Here is a 12,879-nt window from a genome sequence, read left to right as displayed (position 1 = left end):
AGGGCGCCCGGAATGCGCTCACTTGGCGTCGGCATAGCACTCCACCACCGCCGTCGTGAACGGGAACCGCACCGGTGTCTCGCCGAAGGTCAGCCGTCCGGCGAGGTCGGCGGAGGCGCGGATGGCCTGGACGACCGTGTCGGCCTCTGCGGCGGGGCAGTGCACGATCACCTCGTCGTGCTGGAAGAAGACCAGCTCGGCCTCGATGTCCGCGCAGGCCCGGCGGAGCCCGGCGAGCATCAGCAGCGCCCAGTCGGCGGCACTGCCCTGGACGACGAAGTTCCGCGCGAAGCGGCCCCGCGCCCGGGAGTTGGTGGAGACGTAGCCGGGGACCCAGGGGGCCTGGGTGTCGGTGTCGTCCTCGCCGACGGGGATGCCCGCCTCCTCCGCCGTGTCCTCGCCGGACCCGGTGGCCGGCGGGCAGGTGCGGCCCAGCCAGGTGCGCACCAGCCGGCCCTCCTCGCCTGCGCGTGCCGCGTCGTCGACGTACGCGACGGCCTTGGGGAAGCGGCGGCGCAGTGCGGCCAGGTTCTTCAGGCCGTCGCCCGAGGTCTGGCCGTAGACCGCGCCGAGCACGGCGAGCTTGGCCTGGTCGCGGTCGCCGGAGAAGGCGCGGTCGGAGACGGACTGGTAGAGGTCGCTCTCGCGGCCGGCGACCTCCATCAGGCCGGGGTCACGGGAGATCGCGGCGAGCACGCGTGGCTCCATCTGGTCGGCGTCGGCCACCACCAGCCGCCAGCCGGGGTCGGCGACCACGGCCCGGCGGATCACCTTGGGGATCTGCAGGCCGCCTCCGCCGTTGGTCACCCAGCGCCCGGTGACCGTGCCGCCGGCGAGGAACTCGGGGCGGAAGCGGCCGTCGCGCACCCAGTCCTGCAGCCAGGACCAGCCGTGCGCCACCCAGATGCGGTACAGCTTCTTGTACTCCAGCAGGGGTTTGACGGCCGGGTGGTCGACGGACTCGATCTCCCAGCGGCGGGTGGACCTCACCTTGATCCCGGCCTGGGCGAAGGCCTTGATCACATCGGCGGGCAGGTCGGGGCGCACCCGGCGGCCGAAGGCGGCGGACACCTCGTCGGCCAGCTCGGCGAGGCGGCGCGGCTCGCCGCCGCCCGCGTACCGCTCGCCGAGCAGGTCGTGCAGCAGACCTCGGTGGACCTCGGCGCTCCAGGGCAGGCCCGCGCGGTTCATCTCGGCGGCCACCAGCATCCCGGCCGACTCGGCGGCCGTCAGCAGCCGCATCCGGTCGGGGTGTGCGGTCCGCTCGTGCCGCCGGAGCTGCTCGGCGTAGACCGCGAGGAGGTCGGTCAGGGGCAGGCGGGTGGCGCCGGTGGGCTCGAACAGCGAGGACTGGGCGCCCGGTTCGGCCGAGCGCTGGGGCGGGTCGGGCGGCACGGGGCCGCCCCGGAGGCGGGCCAGGGCGGCGGCGGCCGAGCGCGGCTCGCCGTACCGGCCCTCGTGGCCCAGCAGGAGTGCCTCGGCGTCCTCGATGTCGTAGCACCGCTCCACTCGCACCCCCGTGGCGAGCAGACGCGGGTAGACCTCGGGGGTGGACCGCCACACCCAGCGCGTCACCTCCGGGCGGCTCCGCACCGCCCCGGCGAGATCGCTCTCCCGCCGCACCGGCCCGGCGGGCAGCCCGTCCGGGCCGAGGGGGGCGACATCCACGCCTCCGTCCTCGGCCGCTGCGAGCGCCCACCGATCGGTCATGACTGCGAGTGTGGCAGCCGGGTCTGACAATCGCTCTGACCTGCGATTTCAGTCCCCGACCAGTCACCGCGGAGGCGGAGTCCAGTCCCGGCGGCTCGGTCCCGCAGGTGGCCGAACCCGGGCTGGGGCGCCGCCCCGGAGGGACCCGGTCGGGAGGCGCGGTACCGGCGATGCGGTACCAGCGATGCAGTACCGGGGGCTCGGCCGCGATGGCTCGGGTCCGGCGGTTCAGCCCCCGGGAGGGCTCAGTCCTCGGTGGTGGTCGGGGCGTCGTCCGCCGCGGCCTCGTCCGCCGTGGCCGCCGCTTTCTGCTGATCCACGACCAGCGACAGCAGCTTGGTGATGTACCCCTCGGTCCCGCTCTTGGTGATGCCCAGATCGCTGAGGACGCCCTTGCCGTTCTCCTGCTCCAGGAGCGCCAGCAGGATGTGCTCGGTGCCGATGTAGTTGTGGCCGAGCCGGAGGGCCTCGCGGAAGGTGAGTTCCAGGGCCTTCTTGGCGTCGGGGCCGTAGGGGACGAGGTCGGGTACGTCGTCCGCGGCCGGCGGCAGCGCGGCGGTCGCGGCCTGCCGTACGGAGTCCAGGAGGACGCCTTGCGCGGTGATCGCCTTCCCGGCCAGGCCCTCCGGCTCGGCCAGCAGTCCGAGGACCAGGTGCTCGGGGCGGCCCTCGGGATTGCGGGCCGCCACCGCCTCGTTGTGCGCGGCGACGACCACATTCCGCGCGCGCGGGGTGTAGCGGCTGAAGTCGGCGGCGCCGAGGTCGGCGGACTCCTTCGGCACGAACCGCTTCTGCGCCGCCTGCCGGGTCACGCCCATGCTCCGGCCGATCTCGGTCCAGGACGCGCCCGAACGCCGGGCCTGGTCGACGAAGTGGCCGATCAGGTGGTCGGCCACGTCGCCGAGGTGATCGGCGGCGATCACCGCGTCCTGGAGCTGCTCGAGGGGCTCGGGGTGGACCTTCTTGATGGCTTCGATGAGGTCGTCGAGGCGTACGGATGCCATGAGGTTCGGGTTGGTCGCCATGTGTCAACCGTAGGTTGCACCCCGGCGGGTGTCAACCAACAGTTGACAGTCCACATTCCCTACGGACTGTGCCGTACGCCCAGGGTCTTCACCCCGTCACTTGGGCATGGCGGCCAGGCGCACCGCGAGTCCGGCGAACACCGTCCCGCTGAAGTAGTCCAGGCCCCGGGCCACCCGCCGACTGCGCCGCAGCAGCGAGGCGAGCTTCCCGGAGAGCAGTCCGATCGAGCCGTCCACCACCACGCCCATCGCCGTGATCGTGAAGCCCAGGACGAGGAACTGCTCGCGTACGTGCCCCAGGGCGGGGTTCACGAACTGCGGGAGGAAGGAGACGTTGAAGAGGATCACCTTCGGGTTGAGGAGGTTGGTGACGGCACCCCGCCAGAACGCCCGCCGGCGCCCGTGCCCCGGTGCCGCCTCCTCGGTCTCGACCGGGCCGCCGTCGCCCCGGAACGCCTTGACCGCGAGGAACAGCAGGTAGGCCGCGCCCGCCCAGTGCAGCACTTCGTAGAGCGTCGGCAGGGTCAGGAACAGCGCCGACAGACCCAGGGCGGCGGCGACCGTGTGCACGAGCATCGCGCAGGCGACCCCGACGGCGGCCGCCAGCCCCGTCAGGGGGCCGCCCCGGCCGCCCACCGCCACGATGAACATCATGTCGGGCCCGGGGGTGACGCAGAGTGCGAAGGCGGCGATCAGAAACGCCGCGTAGAGAGACGTGTCCACCATGCCGCCATGCTTCGCGCCCTCCCACGCGCGCGTGGCGGAATTCCAGGGACTGAGACATGCCCTCGGCCGAACCCTCGTCGCGCCCGTGCCGGGGTCGGGCGCACATGACGCGCGGCATCAGGTGCTCCTCGGGAGATCGGTCGACCTCCTGGGTGGCGGCGTACGGCAGGGCCGCCGCCCGGTCCGCCGGTGGTGACCGGCCGCGTTTGACCGGCAGCCGCGCTCCCGGCCCCCGCCGTCCTCGGCGACTACCTTTGGTGCCGATCCGACGGCCGGCCCGCTTCTCCCTCCAGCACTCCCCACGCACGCCCCAGGTCCTTGGCCGCCCTTGCGCCCCACCCTCGCCCCTTCATCCACAGCCTGTGGAAAACGCTCGGCCTGTTGTCGGACCGGCATGGCACGATCGACGATGTGACCAGCACAGCCAGCACTGCCAGCACGGTCGAGAGGGCCTTTCGGGCCGCCCTCTACGACGACACCGACACGGGCCTGGACACGGGCGCCTCCCTGCTTGCCGCCGACCCCGCCGCGGACGTCGAACTCGCGCGGCGGGGCGAGGAGTTCGTGGCGGCGGCCTGGCAGCGCGGCTGGCAGCCCGCCGACGTCGTACGACTGGTGCGGCGCGAGCTGGAGGACGGGCATGTGCGCCTGGCGGCCACGCTGATCCGCGCGCAGGCCGGTCGGGACCGCCCGCGCGGGCGGCGCTGGTCGGCCCAGCTGGCGGACCTGCCCGAGGGCCCCGCCCGCGAGGCCGACCGCTTCTCGCAGGCCACGACCGCCCTGGAGCTGTACCGCCTGCTGCTGCGCCTGCCCGCCCTGGAGCCCTTGGAGGAGGAGCCCCGGCGTGCCCATGCCCCGGCCGCCTCCCGCATGCTCGCCCGCATCCGCGCACTGCTCGCCAAGGCCGAGGCGACCGGGTATCCGGAGGAGGCCGAGGCACTCAGCGCCAAGGCGCAGGAGCTGATGGCGCGGCACAGTGTGGACGAGGCGCTGCTCGCCGCCGAGGCGCCCGCGCCGGACGCGCCCGGCGCCTGCCGGATCGGGGTCGAGCCGCCGTACGAACAGGCCAAAGCGGTCCTGCTCGACGCCGTGGCCGGCGCGAACAACTGCCGCGCGGTGTGGAACGAACCGCTGGGTTTCTCCACGGTCGTCGGTTTCGAGGCGGACCTGGAGTCGGTCGAGCTGCTCTACACCTCGCTGCTGGTGCAGGCCACGCATGCGATGACCAAGGCGGAGGCCGCCCAGAGAGCCGGCGGGCGGAAGCGGACCAAGACCTTCCGGCAGTCGTTCCTGGCCGCGTACGCCCACCGTGTCGGCGACCGGCTCGCGGCCGCCGCCCAGACCCAGGTCCCCCAGGACCTGCTGCCGGTCCTGGCCACCAGGGAGATAGCAGTCACCGACCGCCTGGAGCGCATGTTCCCCGAGACCACCACGACCCGGCTGCGCGGGGTGAGCGACGCGGCCGGGTGGACGGAGGGCGCGCGGGCGGCGGACCGGGCGCAGGTCAGGGCCCGCCCCCGGCTGGAGTGAGCGCCCCGGAGCGCCGGGATACTCAGTCGCCGACCTGCTGGAAGGCGGTCACGGAGGCGTTCGGGCCGCTCCCGCCGGACTGGGCGGCGACGGGGCCGTACGACCAGGGGAAGCTTCGGGAGGCGGTGGTGCCGGGCAGGGTGATCTTCACGGTCTTGGCGTTCAGGCCGGTCTTGTCGCCGTCCTTGGCACGCACATAGGTGATGGTGAAGGACGCGGAGTCGCCCTTGGCGAGCTTCAGCTTCTGGGCCTTCGCGCCCTTGAGCGGCGGCACCTTGGCCTCGGCGCCGCCGGTGTTCAGGGCGACGCCCGCGAACTGGTCCAGGGTGCAGGGCTTGCTCTGGTTGGTGATGCTGACGGGAATCTCTCCCGTGTCACCGGCCTTCGGCGCCACGCTCACCGACCCGATCTGCACGGAGACCCCGCCGATCTCGCAGTCCGAGCTGTTCTTGCCGCTGCTCTTGCTCCCGCCGCCGTTGCAAGCGGTGAGCAGCAGGGCGGCGGCGAGGGCCGTGACGGTGAGCGGAATGGCGCGCATGAGCAGGTCCCATCGAGGTCGTGACGGTGCCCCTGCATCATGGCGCCTGCGCTGCGCCCCTGTTCGCCCACCCCCGACGGAATCACCACTTCAGGTGGCACGCCTCACCGGACTCACACCTGTTCAGCGGATTCACACCCTGTTCAGCGGGCTCACACGGTCAACGCTTCACCTTGGTCGGCAGTGCCGACGGCAGCTTGCCGCCCTCCGCCTTGGTGTACGTCTCCTTGCCGGTCTTGCCCGACCAGCTCACCGTCATGCCCTTGGCGTCCACCGAGTCGACCATTCCGGTGACCCGGTCCTTGTTGCCGTCGGGGCAGGTCAGATGGATCATCCGCATCCCCGACTCCTCGCCCGCGGCGCCCTGGCACCACGTCTTGCGGCCGGTCACGAAGAGCCCGGCCTTCTTCCCGGTGATCACCAGAGCCACGATCTTGCCGCCTTTCGTGGTGATCCAGCTGCCCTGGAGCTTGCCCGAAGCGCCGTTCACGGCTCCGGAGCCCGAGGGAGAGATGGACGGGGCGGTCGCGCTCGGCGTCGCCGAGGAGGCGGTCTTGTCGCCGCCCCCGCCTCCGCTGCACGCGGTCAGCGCGGCGAGAGCGGCCACGAGTCCCGCGGCCACGGTCGCGGTCCGCAGCCTTGCAGTCGCAGCAGTCGCAGAAGTCACCGGATAGCTCCCAAGCTGTAGCGGCCGGCCGCCCTCGGCCGGGCGGCCCGCAGCAAGCTACCAGCAGTCACCAGGAGGACTTCCGGACGCCGGGCAGGAATCCGTTGTGAGCCTGCTCGCGCAGGTTCACCCGGGACAGCCCGAAGGTGCGCAGATAACCGCGCGGGCGGCCGTCGACCTGGTCGCGGTTGCGGACGCGCGTGGCGCTCGCGTCCCGCGGCTGCCCGCGCAACTCGCGCTGGGCGGCGAGCCGTTCGGCCTCCGAGGACGACGGCCGCCGGATGATCTCCTTCAGTTCGGCGCGCCGGGCGGCGTAGCGGGCGACGATCTCCTTGCGCCGCTCGTTCTTCGCGATCTTGCTCTTCTTCGCCATCAGATCCGCACCCCCCGGGCGCGGATCCGGGCCACGGCCGCCTCGACGCCGATCGCGTCCACGGTCCTGATCCCCTTCGCGCTCAGCCGCAGCCGGACGTACCGGCCCTCTCCGGGCAGCCAGTAGCGCTTGGTCTGGATGTTCGGGTCGAAGCGGCGGGAGGTGCGCCGGTGGGAGTGGGAGATGCGGTTGCCGAAGCCCGGTCGGGCCCCGGTGAGCATGCAGTGCGCGGACACGGTGACGTAGCTCTCCTCAGACATAGTTCGTAATGGAATTCATTTTCAGTAAGATAGCAGCATGGCACGCAACGAACTCCGCCCGGTCATCAGGCTCCGGTCCACCGCCGGGACCGGCTTCACCTATGTGACCCGCAAGAACCGCCGCAACGACCCGGACCGAATGACGCTGCGCAAGTACGACCCGGTCGTCGGCCGGCACGTCGACTTCCGAGAGGAGCGCTGAACCACCGCCATGCGCAAGGGGATCCATCCGGAGTACGGGCCGGTCGTGTTCCGCGACCGTGCCGCCGACTACGCCTTCCTCACCCGGTCGACGCTCTCGGCCACGGCCGGCGACAAGACGATCGAGTGGGAGGACGGCAACACCTATCCCGTGGTCGACGTCGAGATCTCGAACGTCAGCCACCCCTTCTACACCGGCACCGCGCGCGTGCTGGACACCGCCGGGCGTGTGGAGCGCTTCGAGCGCCGGTACGGCAAGCGGGGCGGGGCATGAGCCTCGCCGTGGCCGTCGTGGCGGGGCTGCACGCCGAGGCCCGCAAGGCGGCCGTGGAACGGTTGCTCGCCGACGTCCCCGGCAGCGTCGTACTCCACCACGACCTGGCGACGGCCGCCGCGGGCACGGTCGTGCGCACCGTCCGCGACCGCGACGGCCTGCTGTCCACCGGCGAGACACCCCTCGTCAACGACTGCGCGTGCTGCGCGCTGCGCGAGGACCTGGTGCCGGAGCTGCATCGGCTCGCCGACGCCGGTACGGCCCGGCTCGCGATCGTCGAGCTGTGGGACTCCGTCGAGCCCAAGGCGATGGCCGAGGTGATCGCCTCCGGTGGGTTGACGATCACCTCCGTGATCACCGCCGTGGACCCGGCGCTCGTGCTGCCGTACCTCGGCAACGGCGACGACCTCGCCGAAGCGGGCCTCGCCGCGGCGGCCACCGACCAGCGCACGGTCGCGGACACCTTCGCCCGGCAGCTGGAGTACGCCCCCGTCCTCGCCCTGACCGACTCCCCGGAGGCCGACGACGAGGACCGCGAACTGCTGGCACAGCTCCACCCGACCGCCCGCCGGATCCCGATCGACCACGGCGCCCTGGCGGACACCACATCCGAAGGCACCACGCCCGCGGGTACGGCACCCACAGACGCCATGTCCACGGGCGCGGCCCCCGCAGACGCCGCATCCACGGGTTCCGCACCCACGGGCGTCGCCCCGGCGGATGCCATGCCGACGGGCGTCGCCCCTGCGGACGTCACGCCGTCGGGCGGCTCACCTGTGGACGCCACGCCTCCGGGCGGCACGCCCGCAGATGCCATGCCGACGAGCGCCGCCCCTGCGGACCCCACCGCGGCGGGCGGCAAACCAGCAGACGCCGCATCCACGGGCGCCGCACCGGCGGACGCCATGCCGACGGGCGTCGCCCCCGCGGACGCCACGTCGACGGGCGGCTCACCCGTAGACGCCACACCCACCAGCGCCGCGCCTGCGGATGCCATGCCGACGGGCGGCTCGCCCGCAGGCGCCACTTCCACCGGCGCCACGCCGACGAGCGCCGCCCCCGCGGACGTCACGCCGACGAGCGCCGAACCCGCAGACACCACACCCCCCGGCGCCACACCCCCCGGCGCCACACCCACCGGCGCCACACCCACGCGCCCCGACCCCAAAGCCCCCGCACCTGCACCTGAACCCGCACCTGCACGTGTACCACAACCGCCCGCCCCCACCCCCGACCCCAACCGCACCCCCAACCGCACCCCCACCCCCACCCCCCTGGCCAAAGCCGCCCTCGACGGATTCGATGTGGAGGCCGCCGCCGCGGCGCAGCACCCCGCATGTGCCCTGTTGCCCGTCGAGGCGGACAGCCACGGTGTGTCGACATTGGTCTGGCGTCGCCGTCGGCCGTTCCACCCGGAGCGGCTGTACGCGGCACTGGAGGACCTGACCTGCGCCGCGGCCCGCAGCCGGGGCCGGTTCTGGCTCGCCGGCAAGCCGGACGCGCTGCTGCACTGGGACGCGGCCGGCGGGGCGCTGTGCGTCGAGAGCGCCGGACCGTGGCTGGCCGCGCTGCCCGACGCGGCCTGGGACCTGGTCCCGCCCGTCCGCCGGGCCGCCGCCGCGTTGGACTGGCACCCCGAGCACGGCGACCGCTGCACCCACCTCGTGTTCACGTCGCCCGGCCTCGATCGCGACGGACTTCAGCACCTCCTGGAGTCCTGCTTGCTCACCGACGCCGAGTACGCGGGCGGGCGCGACGCCTGGGAGAAGCTCCCGCCCGTCTTCGACACCCTGCTGGAGATCTGATGCCTCGCAAGAGTGACCGCAAGCCCGCCAAGAACCGCCCCAACCCGCTGGACCAGGCCGGGATCACCTACATCGACTACAAGGACACCGACCTGCTGCGGAAGTTCGTCTCCGACCGCGGCAAGATCCGCAGCCGCCGCGTCACCCGGGTCACCGCCCAGCAGCAGCGCTTGCTGGCGCGAGCCGTCAAGAACGCGCGCGAGATGGGGCTGCTGCCGTACTCCAGCAGGTGAACGGCTATAGGTAGGAGATTACCTACGGTTGACGTGTAGGGGATTTCCTACCTATTCTGCGGGGCATGACCATCACGCACGCCTCATTCGTCACGCTTCCCGTCGCCGACCAGGACCGCGCCCTGCGCTTCTACCGGGACGTCCTCGGCTTCGTCGTCACCGTCGACCGGGACATGCCCCAGGGCCGCTGGCTCCAGGTCGCCCCCGAGGGCGCCCAGACCGTCTTCACGCTCTCCGGCCCCGGCATGGGCCGGGGGTCCGAGGGTGTCCCCCGGAAAAGTGGTGCCGAGCCCGGCTCCGCACGGGGGATCATGTTGGTGACGACCGACGTCGACGCGGACTGTGCCCGGCTCGCCGCGGCCGGCGCTCCCGTGCAGGGTCCGGACGAACTCCCCTGGGGGCGCATGGCCTCCTTCACGGACCCCGACGGCAACGGTCTGATGCTGCTGACGGAGAAGGAAGGCTTCTGACCGCTCCATGAACGGGACGGGTACCGCCGCCGAGGACCGCGTCTTCGCCGCGCTCGCCAACGCCACCCGCCGCGAGGTGCTGCGGCTGCTGCGCGAGCGCGGTCCGCAGCCCGTCCAGGCCCTGGCCGACCACTTCGACATGCGCCGCCCGAGCCTCTCGGAACACCTGAAGGTGCTCCGGGAGGCCGGTCTCGTCTCCGAGCAGCGCTCCGGGCGCCAGCGCATCTACCGCCTCGAGGCGGCCCCGCTCGCCGAGGTACAGGACTGGCTCCACCCGTACGAGCGGTTCTGGCGCGACCGGCTGAAGGGCCTCGGCGACCTGCTCGACCGGCTGCCCGACGATGGCCAGTGATGAGTACCGCACCCGATGACGACCTGACCACCATCCGCGTCGACCAGTTCTTCCCGCACCCGCCCGCCAAGGTCTGGCGCGCCCTGACCGACCCCGGCCTGCTGGCGCAGTGGCAGATGCCCGGCGCCGAGGACTTCCGGCTGGAGGTCGGCCACCGGTACCGGATGACCTCCGTCCCGCGTCCCCATGCCCGTTTCTCCGGGGTCGTGGAGGTGCGGGTGCTGGCCTACGACATCGAGCGGATGCTGTCCGTCCGCTGGGCCGACGCCGATCCGGCCAACCCCGCGGACTGGACCATCACCTGGACCCTGGAACAGGAAGGGCGCGGTACGCGTCTCTTCCTAGTGCACGAGGGATTCGATCCGGACGACCCGGCACAGTTGATGGCTCGGAAGATCATGAACGGGGGGTGGCGGGGGCATGTCCTGCCCGCTCTGGGGCAGACGCTTGAGCGGTTCGGCTGACGCGCCCGGGTTTCGGCGGAGGGGCGTCGGCACTGGTCACAGGGGCCACTTCGGTAAAGCGGACGTCAAACCTGTAACCGTGGAAACACCCGCCGTGCACGTGCATTTGCTCATGCATCCGCACATGAACAAGGTTATGATCCGGGTCAGTTGACTACAGCATCTATGGCCACACCAGCCAGTGCACCACCGGGGAGCGACCTGTGGACCGCGACGTTGACGGCGTGTACGGGGGGTACGACGTGTACAACGGCATGGCTGCCGCGCAACTGGACGGCGTGGCCTGGCAGAAGAGCAGGCACAGCAACTCGCAGGGCTCCTGTGTGGAGTTCGCGCGGCTGCCGGGCGGCGAGGTCGCCGTACGCAACTCGCGCTTCCCGGACGGCCCGGCGCTCGTCTACACGCGCGCGGAGATCGAGGCGATGCTCCTCGGTGTCAAGGACGGCGAGTTCGACCACCTGATCGTGAGCTGACGTCCGGCGGTGGTGCCCCGGGCCCCGGGCCCGGTGGCAACGATGTCGAAGGGGCGCAAGAGGCGGGGTGACGCGCGTAGAAATCGTCCGTCCGTGGGTGTCGTACCGCGTCAGCCGGCCGACTGCAGCCGGAACAGCGCCCAGACGACCTTGCCGTCGAGGGTGCCCGCGAGCGGGTGCCAACCCCAGCTGTCGGCGAAGGAGTCGACCAGGAACAGCCCGCGTCCGGACTCGGCGGAGAAGTCGTCCGAGTCGCGCGGTACCGGTGTCTCGTGGCTCGGGTCGCGCACCGCGCACACCAGCCGCTCGGTCCAGCGCATCAGGTGCAGCCGTACGGACGCGGTGTGTTCGGGGCATCCGGCGTCGGTGGGCAGCGCGTGGCGCAGGGCGTTGGTGACGAGTTCGGAGACGACGAGGCATATGTCGTCGAAGCGGTCGCCGACGTCCCACTGGTCGAGGGTGCCGCGGGTGAAGCGCCGGGCCTCGCGCACCGCCTCGTAACGGGCGGGCAGGGCACAGGAGGCGGCATCGGACACGGCTGCGGGATCCAACGGCGGAAGGCCCTGCCGTAACGGCTTGAGCATGGTCGATCCATTCGTTCCCATGCGAGGCACTCCCGGGAATTCGCGGTCGTTGCGATGCAGCGGTGGCGCGGCACCATGGTTTCGGATGCGCCGAGCAGATGCAAGGGCAGATGCACGTGCACGCGACCGAAATGGCACTGCCCGTACCGCTTCTTGGCCATTTTTTCCGCCAAGTTGACGTCGCTTTTCGCCAGAGGTCCTGACCTCTTCCCGACAAGCCCAGGCGGAAACGGCTCACCTCTTTCCGTTTCTGTAACCGTACGAGTACTGCGCGAAGCGTTTTAGTGGCAGACTGCGGGCCCTGAGGACGGTTGGGGAGGCTGACGAACGTGAGCGCGGGAGAGCCCGGATCGGTGGTGCGGCGGATGCTGCTCGGTTCGCAACTCAGGCGACTGCGTGAAGCGCGGGGGATCACGCGCGAGGCGGCGGGGTACTCCATTCGCGCCTCCGAGTCGAAGATCAGCCGGATGGAGCTGGGCCGGGTGAGCTTCAAGACCAGGGACGTGGAAGACCTGCTGACGCTGTACGGGATCACGGACGAGGCGGAGCGCGAGTCGCTGCTCTCCCTCGCCCGGGAGGCCAACGTGGCGGGCTGGTGGCACAGTTACACCGACGTCCTGCCCAGCTGGTTCCCCACGTATGTGGGCCTGGAGGGCGCCGCGTCCCTCATCCGCGTCTACGAGGTGCAGTTCGTGCACGGCCTGCTCCAGACCGCGGACTACGCCCGCGCGGTGGTCAGGCGCGGCATGAAGGGCGCGAGCCCGGCCGACGTCGAGCGCCGGGTCGACCTGCGTCTGGAGCGGCAGAAGCACCTGTTCGCGTCCGGCGCCCCCGAGTTCCACTTCGTCCTCGACGAGGCCGCCCTGCGCCGCCCCTACGGCGACCGCGAGGTGATGCGCGGCCAGCTCCAGCACCTCATCCGGATCTCCGAGCGGCCCAACGTGCGGCTGCAGATCATGCCCTTCGGCCTCGGCGGGCACTCCGGCGAGAGCGGCGCCTTCACCATCCTCAGCTTCCCCGACGCCGACCTGTCCGACGTCGTCTACATGGAGCAGCTGACCAGTGCCCTCTACCTGGACAAGCGCGAGGACGTCGCCCAGTACGAGCAGGCGCTGAAAGAGCTCCAGCAGGACAGCCCGGGCCCCGACGAGAGCCGGGATCTGCTCCGCGGACTCCTTCAGTTGTCTTGAGAGG

Annotated in this window: 17 protein-coding genes and 2 pseudogenes; 11 read left to right on the top strand and 8 right to left on the bottom strand. The window is 71.7% G+C overall.

Annotated elements, in window-relative coordinates; genetic code table 11:
* Positions 1 to 18: 18 nt before the first annotated feature.
* The 3 genes from ACWC0C_RS29200 to ACWC0C_RS29190 all read right to left on the bottom strand — a co-directional run bounded on the left by ACWC0C_RS29200 (position 19) and on the right by ACWC0C_RS29190 (position 3,461).
* Positions 19 to 1,710: a bifunctional 3'-5' exonuclease/DNA polymerase gene (locus ACWC0C_RS29200; RefSeq protein WP_450866936.1), complete on the bottom strand. Its 1,692-nt coding sequence runs from the start codon at positions 1,708 to 1,710 to the stop codon at positions 19 to 21.
* Positions 1,711 to 1,955: 245 nt separating this feature from the next.
* Positions 1,956 to 2,735, bottom strand: coding sequence for a Clp protease N-terminal domain-containing protein (locus ACWC0C_RS29195; protein WP_450866934.1), 780 nt, complete (start codon positions 2,733 to 2,735; stop codon positions 1,956 to 1,958).
* Positions 2,736 to 2,831: 96 nt separating this feature from the next.
* Entirely contained in the window at positions 2,832 to 3,461 is a 630-nt protein-coding gene (locus tag ACWC0C_RS29190) for a LysE family translocator (protein ID WP_450866932.1), read from the bottom strand.
* A gap of 411 nt (positions 3,462 to 3,872) precedes the next feature.
* Between ACWC0C_RS29190 and ACWC0C_RS29185 the strand changes: the two genes are divergently transcribed.
* Complete coding sequence (locus tag ACWC0C_RS29185; protein ID WP_450866930.1) at positions 3,873 to 4,991, top strand: DUF2786 domain-containing protein; 1,119 nt, start codon at positions 3,873 to 3,875, stop codon at positions 4,989 to 4,991.
* A gap of 22 nt (positions 4,992 to 5,013) precedes the next feature.
* On the opposite strand, the gene ACWC0C_RS29180 is transcribed toward ACWC0C_RS29185, so the two are convergent.
* The 4 genes from ACWC0C_RS29180 to rpmB form a co-directional block, all read right to left on the bottom strand.
* Positions 5,014 to 5,529: a DUF4232 domain-containing protein gene (locus tag ACWC0C_RS29180; RefSeq protein ID WP_449198577.1), complete on the bottom strand. Its 516-nt coding sequence runs from the start codon at positions 5,527 to 5,529 to the stop codon at positions 5,014 to 5,016.
* Positions 5,530 to 5,689: 160 nt separating this feature from the next.
* Positions 5,690 to 6,151, bottom strand: a complete 462-nt coding sequence (locus tag ACWC0C_RS29175; protein WP_450866928.1) for a hypothetical protein — start codon at positions 6,149 to 6,151, stop codon at positions 5,690 to 5,692.
* Positions 6,152 to 6,263: 112 nt separating this feature from the next.
* Entirely contained in the window at positions 6,264 to 6,569 is a 306-nt protein-coding gene (gene rpsN / locus ACWC0C_RS29170; RefSeq protein ID WP_449198579.1) for a 30S ribosomal protein S14, read from the bottom strand.
* Positions 6,569 to 6,805, bottom strand: a complete 237-nt coding sequence (rpmB, locus tag ACWC0C_RS29165; RefSeq protein ID WP_449198656.1) for a 50S ribosomal protein L28 — start codon at positions 6,803 to 6,805, stop codon at positions 6,569 to 6,571. The genes rpsN and rpmB overlap by 1 nt, the downstream gene beginning before the upstream one ends.
* Positions 6,806 to 6,866: 61 nt before the next feature.
* Here rpmB and rpmG point away from each other — a divergent pair, with 61 nt between their 5' ends.
* From rpmG to ACWC0C_RS29120, 9 genes and pseudogenes are all read left to right on the top strand, one after another.
* Complete coding sequence (gene rpmG / locus ACWC0C_RS29160) at positions 6,867 to 7,031, top strand: 50S ribosomal protein L33 (RefSeq protein WP_269660771.1); 165 nt, start codon at positions 6,867 to 6,869, stop codon at positions 7,029 to 7,031.
* Positions 7,032 to 7,040: 9 nt separating this feature from the next.
* Positions 7,041 to 7,304, top strand: a complete 264-nt coding sequence (locus ACWC0C_RS29155; protein WP_449198580.1) for a type B 50S ribosomal protein L31 — start codon at positions 7,041 to 7,043, stop codon at positions 7,302 to 7,304.
* Positions 7,301 to 7,904 (top strand): annotated as a pseudogene (locus ACWC0C_RS29150) (GTP-binding protein); the annotation flags it as partial. The gene ACWC0C_RS29155 and the pseudogene ACWC0C_RS29150, both read left to right, overlap by 4 nt.
* Before the next feature lie 590 nt (positions 7,905 to 8,494).
* Positions 8,495 to 9,109, top strand: a pseudogene (locus ACWC0C_RS29145) (GTP-binding protein); the annotation flags it as partial.
* Complete coding sequence (rpsR, locus tag ACWC0C_RS29140) at positions 9,109 to 9,342, top strand: 30S ribosomal protein S18 (protein WP_450866925.1); 234 nt, start codon at positions 9,109 to 9,111, stop codon at positions 9,340 to 9,342. The pseudogene ACWC0C_RS29145 and the gene rpsR, both read left to right, overlap by 1 nt.
* Before the next feature lie 65 nt (positions 9,343 to 9,407).
* Entirely contained in the window at positions 9,408 to 9,812 is a 405-nt protein-coding gene (locus tag ACWC0C_RS29135; RefSeq protein ID WP_449198582.1) for a VOC family protein, read from the top strand.
* 7 nt (positions 9,813 to 9,819) lie between these two features.
* Positions 9,820 to 10,164 (top strand): ArsR/SmtB family transcription factor, encoded by a 345-nt coding sequence (locus ACWC0C_RS29130; protein WP_449198583.1) that lies wholly within the window; start codon positions 9,820 to 9,822, stop codon positions 10,162 to 10,164.
* A complete protein-coding gene (locus tag ACWC0C_RS29125) occupies positions 10,164 to 10,628 on the top strand; it encodes an SRPBCC family protein (RefSeq protein ID WP_450866922.1) in 465 nt (154 codons plus the stop codon). The genes ACWC0C_RS29130 and ACWC0C_RS29125 overlap by 1 nt, the downstream gene beginning before the upstream one ends.
* Positions 10,629 to 10,831: 203 nt before the next feature.
* Positions 10,832 to 11,101 (top strand): DUF397 domain-containing protein, encoded by a 270-nt coding sequence (locus ACWC0C_RS29120; protein WP_069779498.1) that lies wholly within the window; start codon positions 10,832 to 10,834, stop codon positions 11,099 to 11,101.
* Between the two features lie 110 nt (positions 11,102 to 11,211).
* Here ACWC0C_RS29120 and ACWC0C_RS29115 read toward each other — a convergent pair whose 3' ends face one another.
* Positions 11,212 to 11,685 carry an ATP-binding protein gene (locus tag ACWC0C_RS29115; RefSeq protein ID WP_449198585.1) on the bottom strand — a complete coding sequence of 158 codons (474 nt, stop codon included), beginning with the start codon at positions 11,683 to 11,685 and terminating at the stop codon, positions 11,212 to 11,214.
* Between the two features lie 365 nt (positions 11,686 to 12,050).
* Here ACWC0C_RS29115 and ACWC0C_RS29110 point away from each other — a divergent pair, with 365 nt between their 5' ends.
* Complete coding sequence (locus ACWC0C_RS29110) at positions 12,051 to 12,875, top strand: helix-turn-helix domain-containing protein (protein ID WP_449198657.1); 825 nt, start codon at positions 12,051 to 12,053, stop codon at positions 12,873 to 12,875.
* Positions 12,876 to 12,879 lie beyond the last annotated feature (4 nt).

Source organism: Streptomyces sp. NPDC001709 (assembly GCF_053596375.1).
The sequence above is the reverse complement of the archived record's forward strand: the minus strand, read 5'-3'. Positions and strand labels throughout refer to the sequence as shown.